Here is a 19328-nt window from a genome sequence, read left to right on the forward strand (position 1 = left end):
CTAACACGGAAGATAATTAAAGAATGACCCATTAAGCTGAATAGTGGATTGGTTAAACATTTTTATGCTCAACACTCTTTGGCATAATATTTTTTAATTGGCTGAATAATTGACGACGAAAATCAGCCAATTTAGGTTTATCATCCATCCAGGGTAAAGGACGGCATAACTCCATCGTTTTAATACCTAACCGAGCCGTGAGTAAACCGGCACCAATTCCCTGCGCGGCTCGAGTAGAGAGTCTGGCCATAATATCTTGCGATAACCAATCCATACCAATTTCACGCACCAACTCACTTGCCCCAGCAAAAGCAATATTCAGTAATACCATTTTGAATAATCTAATACGGCTATAATAACCCAGTTCAATACCATAAATAGCAGCAATGCGATTAATTAATCGTATATTGCGCCAGGCAATAAATGCCATGTCGACAATGGCCAATGGACTAACGGCAATCATTAACGCCGATTCAGCGGATGAGCGATTGATCTCTTTTCTAGCTTGCTCATCTAAAATAGGTTGCACTAATTGACTATAAAGAGTCACAATTTCTTTATCATTATGACTATCATGGATGGCTTTTTGCCAACGCTTCATCGCCGGATGATCTAAGCCAATCGCTGATTGTTGGCCTAGCTTTTGACAAAATTCACGCCCACCATGCATACCATAACTTTGTAAAAATGCTTTGGCCTGGATGCGTTCTTGACTACGTTCTTTTAAATAATAAAGTCGCCGCCATTCCGTTATTATGCTGCCAACAGCGGCAATAATAATTAAGCCACCTGCTGCGATAAAAGCTAGAGAAACCCAATTTTGCTTTATCCACGCTTGATAGATCCATTGAGCTGTCTGGGCAAAGAGACTAATGACAATTAAACTTAAGGCAATAATCAGTAGTTTACGCCAAAAACTATAGCGCGGTTTGAGTGCAGCATTAACCAGTGACTCAATTTCGCCTTCTCGCTCCTCATGTTCTGTTTGGTAACTGCTAGCTGCAAATTGTTCAGATATTAATTTATCAAATACTTTGGCTTTTTTTAACTTTGGTTTTTTGTTAGATGGCAGAGAGTCATCAAAATCGATGCGGGATTTTAGCGGTTTACTCATTTCAATTTATCTCCGAGTAAAAATTCTAAAGCACTATCCAATCGAATATGAGCAACTGGCTGATCAAGCGCTGTTTCGCAAGGCCGAAAAGATTCAAAATCAAAGCCTTGCTTTAACCAAAAATCAACATTAGGCAAACGCCTTGGTACTTCACCTGGGAAAAAGGTCATTAATTGACCATCACTTAATCTATGTCCCTTTAGTGCGGGTAACTGCTCACCCTTATATTCAATCATGCCATTTTCCGTCGCCTGGATTGAAGCCAGCGCGATACAATCTAAGCTGATCCCTTCAAAAGCTGCATTTTGCCAGGCCGCACGAACTAATTGCTGGAGCAATGAGACTAAATTAGCCTGTTGATCATGGGTTATATGATCAACTTTGCTTGCAGCAAAAAGTAATTTATCAATACGAGGTGAGAATATTCGCCGCAATAATGTCCTTTTACCATAGTGAAAGCTACGCATAATTTGGGTCAACGCGTTCTGCATATCATTAAATGCTGTCGAACCACTATTTAACGCAGTTAAACAGTCAACTAAGACAATTTGCCGATCAAAATGTTGAAAGTATTCTTTATAAAAAGGCTTGATAATTTTCTGGCAATAATAGTTATAACGCTGTTGCAACATACCAATATTAGACTGTTTGTCCGCTTGCTTTAATTTCTGTTCATCCGTGGTATCAATATTAAGCCAAGGAAAAAACTGCAATACAGGTGCCCCGGCAAGATCACCAGGTAAAATAAATCGCCCGGGTTGAATAAAATAGAGTCCCTGTTGTTTACAAAAAACCAAATAATCGGTATAAGCCTGGGCAACATTGGCTAATAATTTCTCATCAGCCGGCGCAAAAGGGTCGCATTGCTGGCAAAGTTGCAACCATTTCTGTGCCCCTTCGTTGTTACGGCCTTTTAACAGCTGTTGCATTTGCCGTGACCAACTAAAATAGTCCTGAGTTAACATAGGTAGATCCAGTAACCATTCACCTGGATAGTCAATAATTTCAATATATAAATTAGAGGTCTCTTTAACGTGGCGTAGCAAACTGCGTTGTGATCGATAACGCAGTTGTAAACATATTTCACTGATCCCACTAGTAGGAATCGGCCATTGAGGAGGAGAATGATACAATGCCGCTATACCTTCGTCATAAGCAAAACGAGGAATATTAAAATGTTTTTGCGGGATCCGTTTTGCACCTAATAGACGACCCTCTCTTGCGGCGGAAAATAGGGGTAAACGCGCGCCACTGTGCACATGCAGTAACTGATTAACTAGTGACGTGATAAATGCCGTTTTACCACTACGGCTAAGCCCGGTAACCGCTATACGGACATGACGATCTACACTACGATTGACAAGTTCACTAAGCTCACTTCGCAATCTTTTCATATTTCTCCCACAACAAATTACGCACAAGTTTAGCAATGCCTAGACGTAGCAATGGCTGCATAGCTATTAACATAAACCATCGCAAAGGTTTTCGGCTAATATATTTTAACATTAGACCGATTATTCCAGCTGGCGCGTAATGAATAGCCATAATTATGGCTATTCTTGCCATCTTTTTGCTCAAAAGCTTAAATTTTTGCCCGCACAACATCATATTACTCGGCTAAAACATAGGATAATTTTAATTGATAAGAAAAATGATTTTACGGTAGAGCATAATTTACTCTACCGCAGTTTGCCAAATAGTTATAATTTATTGATGCGACTATCAATACTAAAACTATCAGAAGTGATATAGCGTTCCATCTGGCACAGTTTTTTTTCACCGGCCTTCAATTGCTGATCAATTTCATTTAGTAACTTAGTTACTTTAACACTAGTATCCGTTTCATCCTCATAACCTATCGGTGCAGGTTCAATAAAAAACCACATTAACAGATAAATAACGATAGTGATGGCAAAAAATCCCAAAAATAATGCCACAACTGCCAGTGCCCGAACTAAATTCACCGGTAAATCAAAGTAATGCGCCAGTCCTGCGCAAACACCACCAATCATACGCTGATCAGTAAGTCGATAAAGTTTTCTCTCGCCCATTTTTGCCATTATCGTTGCCTCCAATTTGGATGTTCTGCATCCAGAATATCTTCTAGAGCTTTGATCCGTTGCTGCATGCGTTGTGCTCGCTCGGCTAACTGTGTTAGTCTCTGGATCTCATTCTGCGTTAATTGACTATGGCTAACACCTTTTTTACCATAGTGGCACCATAACCAAATAGGTAGAATAAAGATAACAAAGATCAATAAAACTAACCCAATAAATATAGAGCCCATCACATTTCCTTATTCATCATTAATTTTAACTACCAATAGATTACTCTTCTTTGTTCAGTTTAGCTTTCAACGCAGCCAATTGCTCACTGATTTCATCATCAGCTTTCAATTCAGCAAACTGCTGCTCTAAAGATTTTTGTTTACCTAAATGATAACTTTGTGCTTCACTTTCCATATGATCAATTCGCTGCTCAAACTGCTCAAACCGCGCAAGCGCTTCATCCAGCTTACCACTATCTAACTGCCGACGCACATCACGACTCGATTGTGCAGCTTGATGTCTTAATACCATAGTTTGCTGCTTTGCCCGTGTTTCCGTCAATTTTTGCTCTAATTCGGCAATCTCACCTTTCATTCGCACTAAAGTTTCATCAACCATGATTAACTCACTTTTTAGTGTATCAACCAGGGTAGCCACTTTTTGCTTTTCAATTAATGCAGCACGAGCTAAATCTTCTTTATCCTTAACGAGCGCCAATTCTGCTTTTTCCTGCCATTGCATAATTTGCTTTTCACCACTGGCAATACGACGTTCTAATCCTTTTTGCTCTGCTAAAGTGCGTGCTGATATTGAACGGGACTCAACTAACATATCTTCCATTTCTTGGATCATTAAGCGGATCATTTTCTGTGGATCTTCTGCTTTATCTAATAGAGAAGCAACATTAGCATTAATGATATCTGCGAAACGTGTAAAAATGCCCATCGATAAATTCCTCAATTTATATTGAATGATTGATTTGTCATTTATTTTTAACTTTAGTTATTGATAAACAATATTCGTGCCAACTTTATAAATTAATATAACAACATGAAATACAACTGTTTTTATTTTTTATCTTTTACATAACTTTTCGCTATAATTTGCATATTAATTAAAATGACTAATAAATGGCTAAAATGACCACAGAAAACTCTATTGATAATATTCTTGGCACTGCTGATAATTTCCTAGAAATACTGGAGCAAACTTCTGCCCTTGCCAAACTGAGTAAACCGGTTTTAGTTACTGGAGAGCGTGGTACAGGTAAGGAGCTGATTGCTAATCGCCTTCATTACCTGTCACCCCGTTGGCAAGAACCCTTTATTTCCCTTAATTGCAGTGCACTTAATGATAATTTGTTAGATTCCGAATTATTTGGCCATGAAGCTGGCGCATTTACGGGGGCACAAAAAAGACATTTAGGCCGCTTTGAGCGCGCGGATCGTGGCACACTTTTTCTTGACGAACTGGCAACCGCCCCCATGATTGTGCAAGAAAAATTATTGCGCGTGATCGAATATGGCCAACTAGAACGGGTCGGTGGTAGCCAAAGTCTTAAAGTCAATGTTAGGCTTATTTGCGCGACCAATGCTAACTTACCTCAATTAGCTAGCAAAGGCTTATTTCGTGCCGATCTACTTGACCGCCTGGCCTTTGATGTTATCCATATTCCGCCATTGCGTGAGCGATTAGCAGATATTATGTTACTGGCCGAACATTTTGCTATTAATATGTGTCGCGAGCTCAATCTGCCTTTTTTTCCGGGATTTTCGATTAAAGCGCAAAAAAATTTGTTAATTTATTCTTGGCCAGGCAATGTGCGTGAATTAAAGAATGTTATTGAACGTTCTGTCTATCGACATCGCAATAGTACTGAACCACTAGATTTGATTGTCTTCGATCCTTTTGCTAATGGGCCAATAAAAGCGGCGGTAATAGAAGAAAATAATCGTCTGCCTGAACTTCCGATTAATTTAAAACACTGGCAGCATACAGCGGAAAAAATTTTGCTCGAACAAGCATTACAAATAAGTCAGTATAATCAGCGGCTAGCCGCACAACAATTAAAATTAACCTATCATCAATTAAGAGGATTACTGAAAAAGCATAACTTGCCCGATAACCAAAATATAAATAAGAATAAATAATTAAAAAAAGAGCCAGCACCCGATGCTGGCAAGAAAATTGAAAACATTATAGAAGCAATGTGAGCAATGTCGTGTCTACCGTAAATTAAGGCTACGACTTGACGATAACCTGTTTAGCAGACGGGTTGATAATAATAGTTATCAATAACATTAGCAAAGTACTTTGTTGAGAATTTTTCTCAATAAATAACTAATAATTTTATCAACTCTATTTTGTTGCCTAGCCGGAGTTAAGCTACAATAAAGCCATTCGCACTTATAATAGGTTTTTATATGCGGTACCTAATTTTATGGATTATTTTAATAAATGTAGGGACAATAAATGCATTAGCAGACACCCTTCCACCACAAATTCGTCAAACCAGTTTTATTTATTGTTTTAATGGCATTGTCACTACATTTAATCTTCAAATTGCCAGCACGGGGCTAATTATTGATCCACTTGCCGCTCAACTTTACGATCGGTTATTAGAAGTTAATCCCTTTACTTACAAACTAAATTCCGAACTTGCCTCACATTGGAAATCATTTGATAAAGGCGCTACTTATCGATTCTATTTAAAACGCAATATTCCATTTCAAACGACGGATTGGTTTACACCGACCCGAACGCTCAATGCCGATGACGTTGTGTTTAGTTTTTCCCGTATGTTTGATAAAAACCATCCTTATCATTATGTCGGTGGTGGCAACTATCCTTATTTCGATAGCCTACAATTAGCTAATAATATCCGTAGTATTCGTAAGATCGATAATTACACGGTTGAATTTAAATTATATACACCTGATGCGTCATTTCTCTGGCATTTAGCTACTCGCTATGCCCCAATACTTTCACAGGAATATGCGCAATATCTCAATAAAATTAATCATAAAGAATTTATTGATTGGCAACCGGTTGGTACCGGTCCTTTCATGTTGGTAGGATATCAAACCGGTCAATTTATCAAACTTTCTCGCCATGATAATTATTGGAAAGGCAAACCTTTAATGAAGCAAGTTGTGATTGATCTTGGCGTCGGTGGTACAGGACGCATATCTAAATTATTAACTGGCGAATGCGATGTATTAGCCTACCCAGCAGCTAGTCAATTAAAGGTGTTACGTGAAGATGCCCGTTTACGGCTATCGATGCGAGCTGGCATGAATATCGCCTATCTAATTTTTAACACCAGCAATCCGCCTTTTGATCAATTAAAAGTTAGACAAGCTATTGCATATTCAATTAATAATGAAAGATTAATGCAATCTATCTATTATGGCACCGCTGAAACCGCAACTTCGGTGTTACCAAGAGCTTCATGGGCATATGATAATCAAATTAAAGTGACAGATTATAATCCAGAAAAGGCCAAACAAATGCTGGAAGAGCTAGGCTTATCTGGTATGAAATTAGATCTTTGGGTGCCTGTGATTTCTCAATCATATAATCCGAGTCCATTAAAAACGGCAGAACTTATTCAGGCAGATCTCGCAAAAGTGGGCATTAAGATGGATATTCACCCTGTAGAAGGCAACCTATTAGAAAATAAACTTAATGATCGCAACTACGACATGGTTCTTGATGGTTGGTCAACGGATAGTAATGATCCAGATAGTTTTTTTCGCCCTCTACTCAGTTGCCCAGCAATTGAATCTCATACTAATTGGAGTAAATGGTGTAACCCTTACTTTGATGAGCTTTTACGCAAGGCGCTAGTAAGCCAAAGTATTTCATCGCGTATCAATTATTACCATCAAGCGCAATCATTATTGGCAAAAGAATTACCCGTATTACCGCTCGCTTATTCATTACATTTGCAGGCTTATCGGTATGATATCAAAGGGTTAGTTATTAGCGCCTTTGGGAATTCATCTTTTGCCGGGGTTTATCGTGATGAGTCTATTAAAACCCCATTGCCGGCGGATTCTTATTTTGATGATGCAGAAGGAGCTGCATGGTGATTATTTATGCATTAAGACGCTTATTACTTTTAATTATTACCTTATTTCTACTGACGCTGGTTAGTTTTAGTTTGAACTATTTTACTGCTGATGCTCCCTTAAGTGGACTTTCATTATGGGATGCCTATATTTTTTATTTAACCAGTTTGTTACATTGGAATTTTGGTTTTTCTAGTATTAATGGCCAGCCCATTAGCGATCAGCTAAATGCCACTTTTCCGGCCACTATGGAGTTGTGCTTTTTAGCGTTTATTTTAGCGTTAATAATCGGCATTCCCACCGGTATTATTGCTGGGGTTTGGCGAAATAAACCGATTGATTATATTATTAAAATTTTTACCCTAATCGGTTTTTCTATGCCAATTTTCGTGTTGGCTTTATTATTTATTCTGCTTTTTTCATTGAAGTTAGGCTGGTTTCCGGTCTCTGGACGAATTAATTTACTGTATGATCTTGAACCGGTTACGGGTTTTGCCCTAATCGATGTTTGGTTATCTGATTCAATCTATCGTAGTCAAATGTTTATCAATCTATTAGAGCATTTAATTTTACCCGTTATTACATTAGCCATTGCGCCAATTTCTGAAATGATACGTTTAATGAAAAATAGTACTGAAGCCGTTATGGGTGAAAATTATATTAAAGCAGCGGCAACTAGAGGACTATCCCGTATCACCATCATCAAACGCCATGTACTACACAATGCGCTTCCTCCCATTATTCCAAAGCTTGGTTTGCAATTTTCTACTATGATCACACTAGCAATGATCACTGAACTTGTCTTTAATTGGCCAGGATTAGGCCGTTGGTTAGTAACAGCCATTCGACAAAATGATTACTCAGCAATTTCTGCCGGCGTAATGATTATTGGTACCTTAGTTATTTTCGTTAATGTCATATCGGATATTTTAGGCGCTATGATGAACCCTTCTAAATATAAGGATGGGTATGTCTTCAGATAATTTTTATCGCGAACAAAAAATGCCATCGCCGCTCCGGGTCGTCTGGCGGTTTTTTTCTAATGATATTCTGGCAATGACGGGATTTTATGGTGTTGTTTTTCTCCTGGTTTTGACATTACTCGGCGACTACTTAGCCCCCTATACCATTAACCAACAATTTTTAGGCTACCAGCTACTACCGCCATCCTGGTCGCATTATGGCAATGTGGCATTTTTTTTGGGTACGGATGATCTTGGCCGTGATATTTTAAGTCGATTACTTATCGGTACCGCATCTACCTTCGGCTCTGCACTTGTGATCACCATTAGTACGACACTGGTTGGATTAGTATTAGGTTGCTTAGCTGGCATTACCCATGGGTTAAAATCAGCGATTTTAAATCATGTATTAGATACCCTATTATCCATTCCCTCCCTGCTACTGGCGATTATTATTGTTGCTTTTGCTGGTTCAAGCCTTGAAAATGCAATGATAGCAATTTGGTTAGCCTTGCTACCAAGAATTGTTAGAACAATCTACAGCGCTGTACGCGATGAACTCGATACAGAGTATGTTCTTGCCGCTCGACTTGACGGTGCCTCAAATTTTTATATCCTTTGGTATACCGTATTACCCAATATTACGCCTATCTTGGTAACAGAAATTACTCGTACGCTCTCTATGGCCATTCTGGATATGGCTGCGTTAGGTTTTCTTGATTTAGGTGCCAGATTACCGACTGCGGAATGGGGCACCATGCTTGGTGATAGTTTAGAGTTAATTTATGTGGCGCCATGGACGGTTTTTCTTCCTGGGGCAGCCATTATGTTCAGCGTATTATTTGTTAACTTACTTGGTGATGGCTTACATCGCGCGATTAATGCTGGGGTGGAATAATGCCATTATTAGATATCCGTAACCTCACTATTGAATTTATGACTGCTAAAGGGCCAGTAAAAGCTGTCGATAACGTTTCTTTGCAGCTAAATGAAGGCGAAGTTCGCGGCTTAGCAGGCGAATCTGGTTCAGGTAAGAGCTTAATTGCTAAGGCTATTTGCGGCGTTACTAAAGATAATCTAAAAGTGACTGCCGATCGTTTTTATTTTCTTGATATTGATCTGCTAAAACTCACTGCACGGCAACGACGCAGAGTGATAGGTCATAATATTTCCATGATTTTTCAAGAACCTCAGTCCTGCTTAGATCCTGCTGAAAATATTGGTAAACAACTTATTCAATCAATTCCCCAATGGACTTTTAAAGGCCGTTGGTGGCAACGATTTAGCTGGCGTAGGCGACGAGCAATTGAATTGCTTCATCGTGTGGGTATTAAAGATCACAATGACATTATGTACAGCTACCCTTATGAACTGACAGAAGGTGAATGTCAGAAAGTGATGATAGCTATTGCGCTGGCAAACCAACCGCGACTACTCATTGCAGACGAACCCACCAATGCAATGGAATCGACGACTCAAGCGCAAATATTTCGCCTGCTTGATAGATTAAATCAAAACAATAATATGACAATTCTATTAATTAGTCATGATATGCAAATGATGAGCAAGCTGGTTGATCGTATTAGTGTACTCTATTGTGGCCAAACCGTTGAAAGTGCGACACCTGAAGAGTTATTGGTTCGCCCTCATCATCCCTATACCCAAGCCTTAATACGTGCTGTCCCCGATTTTGGCAGCCCACTCCCTCATAAAAGTCGACTAAATACACTACCTGGCGCGATTCCATCTTTAGAGCACTTACCCATCGGTTGCCGTCTTGGGCCGCGTTGTCCCTATGCACAAAAAACCTGTATTATAACACCGCCGCTACGCAGCATAAAAAATCGCGCCTTTGCCTGTCATTTTCCTCTTAACATGGAGGAAACATCATGACAACACCCTTACTGGCAGTAAAAAATCTGACTAAAACCTTCCGTTATCGCACCGGGTTATTTCAAACTCAACTACTAGAAGCCGTAAAACCGTTAAGTTTTAGCTTAAAATCTGGTGAAACTTTGGCGATTATCGGTGCTAACGGATCAGGTAAATCAACCCTTGCTCGCATGTTATCGGGTGTGATTGAACCCAGTGGGGGTGAAATCTTTATTAATGGCCAGCAACTTAACTTTGGCGATTATAGTTATCGTAGTCAACGCATACGCATGATATTTCAGGATCCCAGTACTTCTTTGACCCCTAGACAGCGTATCGGCCAAATTCTTGAGATCCCTTTAATTCTTAATACTTCGCTTGCCGTTCACGAACGTGAAGAACGCATAGAACAAACCCTCCGGCAAGTTGGGCTATTACCTGATCACGCTGGCTATTATCCGCATATGTTAGCAGCGGGTCAAAAACAGCGAGTTGCACTGGCGAGAGCGTTAATCCTGCAACCAGAGATTATTATTGCCGATGAGGCGCTGGCTTCATTAGATATGACAATGCGTTCTCAAATCATCAATTTAATGCTTGAATTACAAGAAAAACAAGGCATTTCCTATATTTATGTTACTCAACATCTTGGTATGATGAAACATATCAGCGATAAGGTGTTGGTAATGGATAATGGTGTTGTGGTCGAAAGAGGTAATACCGCCGAAGTGCTTGCTTCACCTTTACATGAAGTGACCCGACGCTTAATTGCTAGCCACTTTGGTGAACTTCTTTCTGCCGATGCCTGGCGACAAGATGTTATCTAGTATTAAGGCAGAAAAACTGATCGGATCAGCAAGGTAATGCAACATATTTTCTTCTGTCATGATAAACTCTCTGCCGTTTATCAAACAAATAATGCATAAATACTATCTACAATAGATAATTTATGCTGTGTATATTAGTTTTATTATTTAAAAATTTACAAGGATACGGCTTATGGGCTTTATGAGCGGCAAGCGCATTCTGATCACTGGTTTAGCCAGTAAACTATCTATTGCTCACGGTATTGCACAAGCAATGCACCAACAAGGCGCTGAACTGGCCTTCAGTTATCAAGGCGATAAACTGAAATCTCGCGTGGAAGAGATGGCAAACAGCTTTGGCTCTAGTATTGTTTTGCCATGTGATGTCGCCTCCGATGAAAGTATCACGGCATTATTTGCCGAGCTGGCGAAAGTATGGCCCAAATTTGATGGTTTTGTTCATTCAATCGCCTATGCACCAGCCGATCAACTTGACGGTGATTATGTTAATGCGGTTACCCGCGAAGGATCCCGCATTGCCCACGATATTAGTTCATATAGCTTTGTTGCGTTAGCAAAAGCTTGCCGAAGTATGTTAAAGCCTAATTCTGCTCTAGTTACCCTAACCTATTTGGGCGCTGAGCGCGCGATCCCCAACTATAATATTATGGGATTAGCAAAAGCCTCTCTGGAGGCAAATGTTCGTTATATGGCTAACGCAATGGGGCCTGAAGCTATTCGCGTTAATGGTATTTCTGCCGGCCCAATCCGCACATTGGCGGCATCGGGCATTAAAGATTTTCGTAAAATGCTATCGCATTGTGAATCAGTAACCCCTATTCGCCGTACAGTGACGACTGAAGATGTTGGCAATTGTGCCGCTTTTCTCTGTTCTGATTTATCGGCGGGCGTTACCGGTGAGATTATACATGTTGACGGTGGATTCAGTATCGCTGCAATGAATGAACTGGAATTAAAAGCCTAATTAGGATAATTAGCCCGCCAATAAATTAATATACCTAGCGTAATATATTGGCTTATCAACGATATCATTTAAAGGCGGGCTGCCATTGTTAGTGAAATAAATTAATCATGACTAGTGAGATAATTTACCATTAGATCGGTGATGATATTGGTTTTTGCGCTATAACTCATCAAGTTTTCTGGCGTTAACGTGGTTATATCGATGACCCTGGGTAACATTGATGTCACAATACTTGATTTTGTTAAACCTTGAATATCCGGCTCACGCTCAATTAAACGTAACCCCTCAGCCATGGTAGCAAAGCAAGCTTTCAGATTATTTTGTATTTTCTCAGATGTAATAGTATTAATTTTGTCGTCCATTAAATGTTTAAATTCCTCTTGTGCAACGACCTGGTCTAATTGCTGCACTGCCTCTGGCGCACTTTTATCCATTGGCATAATTTTATCTAATTCATCCATTGTGACTTTGGGAAAAAATTCACCTAAATAGGTTTTTACCATCCAGGCCAACGCAATGGGTTCAGATTGTAATTCTGGCGTACTAAATGCCTTAATCAGTTTGTTATTATCATCTTTATTGTATATTGTTTTATTCGGCTCTCCCCTAAAAATACCTTCAACATGCTTGTTGTTGATATGTTGATTTAAATTGGCACAAATTTCCCCAATACCGGTGTGCATTGCTTCTTCTACACACGCTTTAGCAACTTCAGCAATTTTAGTTGCTGCGACTTTATTCTGATCAACACTGTCATTGGTTGAGGAAACATTTTTCTGCCAAAAAGTAGACATACTAAATTTGAAAAAATCATTGAAGCCAGTTTTCTGTTGTTTTTCATTTAAAATAGTACTTTCTGATTTTACTGAAGTTGAGCGTGCCAACTCTGGCGCACTTTGGTTGGTTAAAGTCATTCCATCTGACGATAATGAACTCACCTTACGTAATTCAACGGGAAATTTTAGCGGTTGGGATGAATAGCTGAATGCATCCCTTGATTTCCAGTCACATTCACTAGAACTATTTTTTACTCCAGTAAAATTATTTACCAAACTCGTTACTGTATTGATAAAATTATTAAAGCTTCTTTGAATTGTTGATATTACCGAGGTTGCTTCTGTCCATGATGGTTCCGTATTGTTGGTGTTGGAAAAACTATCTAAACGCATGTTAACTCCATTATTTATTTTATATATTTGCACCGACAAGTTTAAATATAATTAAATAACACCAATACCAAATTTAGCTTTTCTATTATTTACGAAATAAATAGCTAACTTTTTATAAACACTAAGTATATTATCTATAGAAAATAAAATAGTTATAAAATAAATTCATATAATTATATGAATAGTCGATATAAAAAATAAAATTAGACATTATTGTGTTATATAATTTTATTAATAAAAATAGATGTTATTGTTAATGGTAAGTTAATAACAATGTATGGGAAATATTGTTTACAAGGAATAACAATGTTAGCGTAGTAAATAAAAACAAAATTTAAACAATAAAATAATTAAATAAAGTCTGCTAATAAATAATACTGTCAAAACGATCGCTAATTTCTTAACAATATAACATATTTTAGCAGACATTTAATTACATTTATTTACTTAATAGTTATTAGCGACATATTTTGCCATTAAGTTAGAAAATTCACTTTGTTTATCCCTCATGAAATTGAGTTCAGCAATAGGATCTGCAGATTTTGCTATAAAGGCGGTTAACATTGAGCCAATGATACTATCCTTGGTTAAAGTTGAGTTTATGATTATTTTTTTATCATCTTTATGTTCGTGTACCTCTAATCCATTATCTAATAATTTTTTATCTACGTTTAATTTTTTAGTTAATGATACCTTAGCCAAATCAAATTCTTTAGATAGATTAAATTCTTTAGCTGAAATTAAATTTTTTTCCAATAATTTTTTAGCTGTCTCTAATTTTTCGGCTGCATTTAAGGTTTCTTTTATGGCAACAAAACAATTTTTTATGTTTTCTCTTGTTATATTACATTCTATTTGATTAATTTTATTATCAAGTATGTCCTTAAATTCAGCTTGATTGTTACTGTCATTAAATTCTTTAATAGTTATCTTAGGTAAACTTTCAGCTATATAGTGTTTTATCATCCACGCCAATCCGATAGGATCTGAATAACATTTATCGCTATTAAATACCTCAACCAATTGCTTCGGACTATTTTTATCGTACGTTGCTTTAGCGGGTTCTTTTCTAAAAAGACCGTCAACTTCACCGTTATTTATCTGTTTATTTAACGCATTACAAATTCCTTCAATATTAACCCGCATAGCATCAGTGACCAATTTATCTTTCGATATTACCACTGATTCATTTTTCGCGCCAAATAGCGCATTCCATATAGAGCTTGTCAGACGAGTAATAAAAGATCTTGGTGGAGCAAACGTTTGTTCTGCCAATCGCGTTATCTTCTTCCGTTCATTATTGAGCTCCACTTCGGTAAAAACCTTCTTTTCAATAGGAGATAAATTATTTGGCTTAGATAAATTTATCTCTTTTTTGCTATTCAAATGCTCCGTTTCTGCCTCTCGGGTATAATTGTCAATTTCTTCATAAATAGGCTCATCTCCAACAATGCTGCCATCAACCGCTTCATAAATGTGGGCTTCATCTGCAACAACGCCATCATCGACCGTTTCATAAATGTGGGTCTCTTCTCCAACAGCACTATCGTCAACTGCTTCATAAATGTGGGCTTCTTCTCCAGCAGCATTGTCAATTTCGTCATAAATATGGGCTTGTTCTCCTACCGTAGCATATCTTTGCGCATCATAATAAACTTCACCATTATTGAGCGCATCGCCAATAACACTATAAGGAGCTTGATTATTGATAAATTTTTGTTTTGCAATGTCATCATTAGGAATATGATAAATAGGCTCCTTTTCTCTAATTCCATCAAAAGGCACAGAATATAAATTTGCACTTGGCAATTCTCCTTGTTGTAACCCGTTTTCTGCATTTTTTGCAGTAATAAAAGCATTGTGTAAATGGGTATCAAGAAAGACAGAAAAATTGGGCAGCATGGAAATTATGTTTTTTTCGCAGCCTAATCCACCATTATTAAATTTTATGTTATTGGCGAGACGTTGAGCGCTATTGTTAATACTGTTAATCTCTTTAGAAACCGGATATAAATTAATCACGATAAACTCTCTATCCGGATTTAGTTTTTTATATGATGTTAACGAAATTGGCATCGTGGCATGGTTATAACTCATTGTGACTCCCTATTGATTATTATCTATTTCCAATAATAATTATAAATTAGCCAGTAAAAATAAATATCAAATTACGTTCAAATAGTCATAACCAGAGCGACTTTATATATAAAAACGAATTATATTTAATTAAACATTCAATAATATAAAAAATATTTTTATATTACTTGAAGGATAAATATATTTCTTATTTAAATAATAAATAATATTAATTTAATCTAACCACCTATAAATTTGACAAATTTTCAAACTACTTCCATATTTAGAGATGGTTAAATTAATATACTCTAGGGTGTTAAGGTTATTAAAATGTCAGCCATATTCAATAAGTTATTAGCATTCTTTTCAATAGGAGCACGCATGGGTTACTATGAAATCAAAAAAAGTAGTAAAAGCACTGAGCAACCATACTACTTTGTGTTAAAAGCCGCTAATCATGAAGTTATTGCCACCAGTGAGATGTATAAAACTAAAGCCGCTGTACAAAAAGGGATTGCTTCAGTACAAAAAAATGGCCCAACCAAACAAGTTAAAGATCTCACTAGCGAAACCTAAGCGACTCATTATTTATCTAAAAGCTGCAGATATTGGCAGCTTTTCCATTTAGCGCCTTTCTATTATTCTCCTTAGCCAAGATAAAAATAAAGTAATAAAATTTTTAGCAACTGCTATGCTGTTATTTTAACAGCAATAAACCCTATTAAATCCAAAGGAATGTCACCATGAAACTCTATTATTCTGCCGGCACTTGTTCACTTGCCCCTCACATTGTATTAAGAGAAACTGGCTTAGATTTTAGTATCGAGCGGGTTGATTTAAAGAAAAAATGAACATAAGCACGCCTTTGGCGTGAGCATCGCGGCAAAGGCGCTCTATTTCTAGGCAATTCCCTTCTCGTCTTTTATACTCTGCTCTATGTACATCCCCAGACCTGCAAAACTGCTATTTCAATACGATGACGGATGGAACCTTTTCATCGAAAATAATCACGTAGATGAATGGCAACTACTCTCTGTCGAAAAGATGCTCGCCTGCAGCACCTGCGCTATGGGCGTTCGCCGTTATTGCTGTTCTTCACCTGAATGCTCTCATTCACGCTTCTTTTGTCAAACCTGTAAATCCAAAGCCTGCAGTGCGTGTGGCCTCAAAGGCACCGAACAGTGGATTGCCCAGCAGCGCCATATTTTGCCGGATTGCGAATGGCAACATATTACCCTCACTATGCCTCACCTACTTTGGCCTTTTTTTTAACAATAACTGGTACTTGCTCAACCAACTCTTTCGCTGTGCAACCCGCGCCATGCTCAAAACGCCAAGCGCCAAGGCCTCGAAATTGGCATTTTTTGTGCGCTGCATACTTACGGTCGCCAACTCAATCAACATCCGCATATTCATTTATCCGTCACGCGTGGGGACTCACTCAATATGACACCTGGAAACCGATTTTCTTTAAAAGAAGACGTTGAAAGGTCTGGCGCAGTGCGGTCATTCGACTCCTTAGGGATAACTATTTTCAGTTACAACCCAATAAATTGCCTGGCTTCGGGCACATTCGCAATTATCAGACCTGGTGCCGTTACCTCAATGCCCAGTTTCAACGTTATTGGAAAGTACATTTTGCCAAAAAGACACGCGGGGCCTGGCATAATGTGAAATATCTGGGCCGTTATCTTAAACGTCCCCCTATCTCCGCTTCTCAATTGAAACACTACAGCGGCGGCACCGTGGTTCATCATTACTATGACCACCACAGCCAACAATACAGACGACAGACCTTATCCCAGAAGAAATGATACGGCGTTATGTCAGTCATATCCCTGCGCGACATTTTAAGATGATCCGTTATTACGGTTTTTTAGCCAATCGCAAACGCGGGGCTTATTACCGAAGGTGTATGAGGCGTTAGACATGATATCTCCTAATGTGCCTGAAAAACCTGGGTTTGGGGCCCTTGTCAACGATCACCGAAAACTGATCCACTTTTTATCTAAATCCGATCAATCAAAATTGATCCACTGTTTTACTCAGTTATTGCTCCTGAGCGCCGCTTATCTTTCAATCGGTAGCTTTCACCGCTTAATTGCAGTACATGCGAATGATGAAGTAAACGATCAAGCATAGCGGCAGTTAATGTTGCGTCATCAGCAAAAGCACTTGGCCATTGCCCAAATGATAGGTTACTCGTCAATATGACACTGCCATGCTCATAACGCTTGGCAATCACATTGAAAAACAGGTTTGCTTCTTCTCGCCCAAACGGCAGGTATCCAATCTCATCGATAATCAACAACTTCGGGGCCATCACCGAACGTGATAGATATTGTTTGAGCTTATTTTGTCGTTTGGCAGTTGAGAGTTGCAACATCAGTTCAGCTGCCGTGGTAAAGCGGGTTTTCTTCTTGGCCTGTACTGCTTTTAATCCTAACCCAATAGCTAAATGCGTTTTGCCTACACCGCTTGGGCCAAGCAACACGACATTTTCATTACGTTCAATAAACGTTAATGCGCTTAATTCCTGTATGTGTTGTTTGGGGATCCCCGTTGCAAACTTAAAATCGAACGTATTAAGTTCTTTATGTGCTGGGAATCCTGCCATCCGACTCAAAAGATTACGAGTTCGTTCATCTCGTTGTTGTTGCTCACATTTTAACAGGGACAGTAAAAACTCTCCGTAGCTTTTGTCTTGGGCAATGCATTTTTCGGCAAGTGATGACCAATGAGTCGGAATAGAATTTAATTTCAATGACTCACACAGGTGTTCAATTTGTTCATGCAATAACATGTTCACCTCCCAGTAATGCTTCGTATACGCTGATTGAGTGTTGCAAACTGACAGATTCAAGGGGCGGTACGATAGGGATATTAAGCGTATTAGTCTGTGGGATAGATTGGCAAACCCTTGCTGGTAAGGGTAGAAGAGACTTAACTTCCTTAGCTAATTGTAGTGGTCTAATAAAACTGTAGAGATTTATAGCTTATAATTAAGCAAAATCTTATAGGTATAAATATGACCCGAAAAGTAAAAGTAACCTTTAGCGGAAAGCAAAAACTGGAATATGCAAAACTCATGGTTGAAGGTGGATATAGCAATATCCAAGTTGAAAAAATATCCGGTGCGGGTAAATCTGCCGTATCACGATGGAAGCAACAATATCTTGCCGAGTTAAATGGGAATACGCCTGTAAAATCAAAAGCGTTAACACCCGAGCAACAGCGCATACAAGAATTAGAAGTTCAACTTAAGCGTGCTCAGAGGGATAATGACATATTAAAAAAAGCCGCGGCTTACTTCATCCTCGACAATCAAAACTCAAAATCGTGAAGCAACTGAAAATCATGTACCCCAATTTTACGGTCACTGAGTTATGCCATCTTTTTGAAGTAAGCAGCAGTAGTTTTTATTATGAAACGAAAATACCGACAGTTGAAAATGAAAGACTGTGTGGCGAAATCAAACGTATTTTTATACATCGGGTCAAATTTATGGCAAAAGACGTATTCAAGCCGAGTTAAAGGGTTTAGGGCACCAAATTGGCACTTATAAAATATCGAACATCATGAAATTAAATCAATTAGTTGCAATTAGACCAACGAAAAAGCACTACTATCACTCATCGGGTAACGAACATCGATATGCCCCTAATTTGCTTAAACGACAATTTTCCCCTGAACAGCATAATCACTATTATGTCGGGGATATCACGTATATTAGACATCACTATGGGTGGAGCTATTTAGCCTGTGTGTTGGATTTAGCCACCAAAGAAATTATTGGTTATGCCTTATCAACAAAACCGGATTCGAAATTAGTGAAAGAAGCCTTAGATAACGCAATTGAACGGCAATTACCGGATACGACAAGTTTGATGTTCCATTCAGATCAAGGTTGCCAATATTCATCGGAGGAGTTTAGGGCGCACCTCTTTGAACGGAAAATAACTCAAAGCATGAGTCGGCGAGGTAATTGCCTCGATAATGCCGTGATGGAAAGATTTTTTAGGAGTTTAAAGACAGAAAGACTTAACCGTTTATCGTTTATGAATCATCAATCTGTTGTCTGTGAAGTTGAAAATTATATTCAGTTTTACAATTATTATCGACGCCATTCAACGATTGGTTATTTAACGCCACATCAAAAATATCATGAACTAAAAAATGCCGCTTAGATCTTCTACAGAATTTGTTGACCATTACAAATCTAT

Annotated in this window: 19 protein-coding genes and 3 pseudogenes; 13 read left to right on the forward strand and 9 right to left on the reverse strand. The window is 38.3% G+C overall.

The window, feature by feature from the left end; all coding sequences use genetic code 11:
- Positions 1 to 52 precede the first annotated feature (52 nt).
- The 6 genes from ArsFIN_RS09865 to pspA form a co-directional block, all read right to left on the reverse strand.
- Positions 53 to 1114 (reverse strand): YcjF family protein, encoded by a 1062-nt coding sequence (locus tag ArsFIN_RS09865; protein WP_026823301.1) that lies wholly within the window; start codon positions 1112 to 1114, stop codon positions 53 to 55.
- Entirely contained in the window at positions 1111 to 2508 is a 1398-nt protein-coding gene (locus ArsFIN_RS09870; protein ID WP_026823300.1) for a YcjX family GTP-binding protein, read from the reverse strand. Before ArsFIN_RS09870 ends, ArsFIN_RS09865 begins: the two co-directional genes overlap by 4 nt.
- Complete coding sequence (locus tag ArsFIN_RS09875; RefSeq protein WP_167876681.1) at positions 2489 to 2659, reverse strand: phage shock protein PspD; 171 nt, start codon at positions 2657 to 2659, stop codon at positions 2489 to 2491. The genes ArsFIN_RS09870 and ArsFIN_RS09875 overlap by 20 nt, the downstream gene beginning before the upstream one ends.
- A gap of 155 nt (positions 2660 to 2814) precedes the next feature.
- Complete coding sequence (gene pspC, locus ArsFIN_RS09880) at positions 2815 to 3174, reverse strand: envelope stress response membrane protein PspC (protein ID WP_026823299.1); 360 nt, start codon at positions 3172 to 3174, stop codon at positions 2815 to 2817.
- Complete coding sequence (gene pspB, locus ArsFIN_RS09885; protein ID WP_026823298.1) at positions 3174 to 3401, reverse strand: envelope stress response membrane protein PspB; 228 nt, start codon at positions 3399 to 3401, stop codon at positions 3174 to 3176. Before pspB ends, pspC begins: the two co-directional genes overlap by 1 nt.
- 40 nt (positions 3402 to 3441) lie before the next feature.
- Positions 3442 to 4107, reverse strand: a complete 666-nt coding sequence (gene pspA, locus ArsFIN_RS09890; protein WP_026823297.1) for a phage shock protein PspA — start codon at positions 4105 to 4107, stop codon at positions 3442 to 3444.
- A gap of 194 nt (positions 4108 to 4301) precedes the next feature.
- Between pspA and pspF the strand changes: the two genes are divergently transcribed.
- From pspF to fabI, 7 genes are all read left to right on the forward strand, one after another.
- Positions 4302 to 5312, forward strand: a complete 1011-nt coding sequence (gene pspF / locus ArsFIN_RS09895; RefSeq protein WP_026823296.1) for a phage shock protein operon transcriptional activator — start codon at positions 4302 to 4304, stop codon at positions 5310 to 5312.
- 273 nt (positions 5313 to 5585) lie between these two features.
- Positions 5586 to 7256 carry an ABC transporter substrate-binding protein SapA gene (gene sapA, locus ArsFIN_RS09900; protein WP_051297070.1) on the forward strand — a complete coding sequence of 557 codons (1671 nt, stop codon included), beginning with the start codon at positions 5586 to 5588 and terminating at the stop codon, positions 7254 to 7256.
- The gene (gene sapB / locus ArsFIN_RS09905; protein WP_026823295.1) at positions 7253 to 8218 is read left to right on the forward strand and encodes a putrescine export ABC transporter permease SapB; all 966 of its coding nucleotides are present in this window, start codon (positions 7253 to 7255) and stop codon (positions 8216 to 8218) included. The genes sapA and sapB overlap by 4 nt, the downstream gene beginning before the upstream one ends.
- The gene (gene sapC, locus ArsFIN_RS09910) at positions 8205 to 9095 is read left to right on the forward strand and encodes a putrescine export ABC transporter permease SapC (protein ID WP_026823294.1); all 891 of its coding nucleotides are present in this window, start codon (positions 8205 to 8207) and stop codon (positions 9093 to 9095) included. The genes sapB and sapC overlap by 14 nt, the downstream gene beginning before the upstream one ends.
- A complete protein-coding gene (gene sapD / locus ArsFIN_RS09915; RefSeq protein WP_026823293.1) occupies positions 9095 to 10090 on the forward strand; it encodes a putrescine export ABC transporter ATP-binding protein SapD in 996 nt (331 codons plus the stop codon). Before sapC ends, sapD begins: the two co-directional genes overlap by 1 nt.
- Positions 10087 to 10896 carry a putrescine export ABC transporter ATP-binding protein SapF gene (gene sapF / locus ArsFIN_RS09920; RefSeq protein WP_026823292.1) on the forward strand — a complete coding sequence of 270 codons (810 nt, stop codon included), beginning with the start codon at positions 10087 to 10089 and terminating at the stop codon, positions 10894 to 10896. Before sapD ends, sapF begins: the two co-directional genes overlap by 4 nt.
- A gap of 172 nt (positions 10897 to 11068) precedes the next feature.
- Positions 11069 to 11860 (forward strand): enoyl-ACP reductase FabI, encoded by a 792-nt coding sequence (gene fabI / locus ArsFIN_RS09925; RefSeq protein ID WP_026823291.1) that lies wholly within the window; start codon positions 11069 to 11071, stop codon positions 11858 to 11860.
- 101 nt (positions 11861 to 11961) lie between these two features.
- Here fabI and ArsFIN_RS09930 read toward each other — a convergent pair whose 3' ends face one another.
- Together ArsFIN_RS09930 and ArsFIN_RS09935 are read right to left on the reverse strand one after the other, a co-directional pair.
- Positions 11962 to 13062 (reverse strand): hypothetical protein, encoded by a 1101-nt coding sequence (locus tag ArsFIN_RS09930; RefSeq protein ID WP_135677686.1) that lies wholly within the window; start codon positions 13060 to 13062, stop codon positions 11962 to 11964.
- Positions 13063 to 13476: 414 nt separating this feature from the next.
- Entirely contained in the window at positions 13477 to 15126 is a 1650-nt protein-coding gene (locus tag ArsFIN_RS09935) for a hypothetical protein (protein WP_026823289.1), read from the reverse strand.
- A gap of 360 nt (positions 15127 to 15486) precedes the next feature.
- On the opposite strand from ArsFIN_RS09935, the gene ArsFIN_RS09940 reads away from it, so the two are divergent.
- From ArsFIN_RS09940 to ArsFIN_RS27455, 5 genes and pseudogenes are all read left to right on the forward strand, one after another.
- The gene (locus tag ArsFIN_RS09940) at positions 15487 to 15681 is read left to right on the forward strand and encodes a YegP family protein (RefSeq protein WP_026823288.1); all 195 of its coding nucleotides are present in this window, start codon (positions 15487 to 15489) and stop codon (positions 15679 to 15681) included.
- 167 nt (positions 15682 to 15848) lie between these two features.
- Positions 15849 to 15953 (forward strand): annotated as a pseudogene (locus ArsFIN_RS09945) (glutathione transferase GstA); the annotation flags it as partial.
- Positions 15954 to 16041: 88 nt separating this feature from the next.
- On the forward strand, positions 16042 to 16377 hold the full coding sequence (locus ArsFIN_RS27450; protein ID WP_246067175.1) for a transposase zinc-binding domain-containing protein: 336 nt from the start codon (positions 16042 to 16044) through the stop codon (positions 16375 to 16377).
- A gap of 99 nt (positions 16378 to 16476) precedes the next feature.
- Positions 16477 to 16779 (forward strand): transposase, encoded by a 303-nt coding sequence (locus tag ArsFIN_RS28810; RefSeq protein WP_407062039.1) that lies wholly within the window; start codon positions 16477 to 16479, stop codon positions 16777 to 16779.
- Positions 16677 to 17032: pseudogene (locus ArsFIN_RS27455) on the forward strand (transposase). Before ArsFIN_RS28810 ends, ArsFIN_RS27455 begins: the two are co-directional and overlap by 103 nt.
- A 114-nt stretch (positions 17033 to 17146) precedes the next feature.
- On the opposite strand, the gene istB reads toward ArsFIN_RS27455, so the two are convergent.
- On the reverse strand, positions 17147 to 17908 hold the full coding sequence (gene istB, locus ArsFIN_RS09955; protein WP_135677409.1) for an IS21-like element helper ATPase IstB: 762 nt from the start codon (positions 17906 to 17908) through the stop codon (positions 17147 to 17149).
- Between the two features lie 225 nt (positions 17909 to 18133).
- On the opposite strand from istB, the pseudogene ArsFIN_RS09960 reads away from it, so the two are divergent.
- Positions 18134 to 19292: pseudogene (locus tag ArsFIN_RS09960) on the forward strand (IS3 family transposase).
- The last annotated feature ends 36 nt before the right edge of the window (positions 19293 to 19328 follow it).

The sequence above is a fragment of the Arsenophonus nasoniae genome, assembly GCF_004768525.1.
Taxonomy (GTDB): domain Bacteria; phylum Pseudomonadota; class Gammaproteobacteria; order Enterobacterales; family Enterobacteriaceae; genus Arsenophonus; species Arsenophonus nasoniae.

Coding starts and splice junctions, on each gene's coding strand:
- ArsFIN_RS09865 (WP_026823301.1), bottom strand. CDS start 1,114: ATGAGTAAACCGCTAAAATCCCGCATCGATTTTGATGACTCTCTGCCA.
- ArsFIN_RS09870 (WP_026823300.1), bottom strand. CDS start 2,508: ATGAAAAGATTGCGAAGTGAGCTTAGTGAACTTGTCAATCGTAGTGTA.
- ArsFIN_RS09875 (WP_167876681.1), bottom strand. CDS start 2,659: ATGGCTATTCATTACGCGCCAGCTGGAATAATCGGTCTAATGTTAAAA.
- pspC (WP_026823299.1), bottom strand. CDS start 3,174: ATGGCAAAAATGGGCGAGAGAAAACTTTATCGACTTACTGATCAGCGT.
- pspB (WP_026823298.1), bottom strand. CDS start 3,401: ATGGGCTCTATATTTATTGGGTTAGTTTTATTGATCTTTGTTATCTTT.
- pspA (WP_026823297.1), bottom strand. CDS start 4,107: ATGGGCATTTTTACACGTTTCGCAGATATCATTAATGCTAATGTTGCT.
- pspF (WP_026823296.1), top strand. CDS start 4,302: ATGACCACAGAAAACTCTATTGATAATATTCTTGGCACTGCTGATAAT.
- sapA (WP_051297070.1), top strand. CDS start 5,586: ATGCGGTACCTAATTTTATGGATTATTTTAATAAATGTAGGGACAATA.
- sapC (WP_026823294.1), top strand. CDS start 8,205: ATGTCTTCAGATAATTTTTATCGCGAACAAAAAATGCCATCGCCGCTC.
- sapD (WP_026823293.1), top strand. CDS start 9,095: ATGCCATTATTAGATATCCGTAACCTCACTATTGAATTTATGACTGCT.
- sapF (WP_026823292.1), top strand. CDS start 10,087: ATGACAACACCCTTACTGGCAGTAAAAAATCTGACTAAAACCTTCCGT.
- fabI (WP_026823291.1), top strand. CDS start 11,069: ATGGGCTTTATGAGCGGCAAGCGCATTCTGATCACTGGTTTAGCCAGT.
- ArsFIN_RS09935 (WP_026823289.1), bottom strand. CDS start 15,126: ATGAGTTATAACCATGCCACGATGCCAATTTCGTTAACATCATATAAA.
- ArsFIN_RS09940 (WP_026823288.1), top strand. CDS start 15,487: ATGGGTTACTATGAAATCAAAAAAAGTAGTAAAAGCACTGAGCAACCA.
- ArsFIN_RS27450 (WP_246067175.1), top strand. CDS start 16,042: ATGTACATCCCCAGACCTGCAAAACTGCTATTTCAATACGATGACGGA.
- istB (WP_135677409.1), bottom strand. CDS start 17,908: ATGTTATTGCATGAACAAATTGAACACCTGTGTGAGTCATTGAAATTA.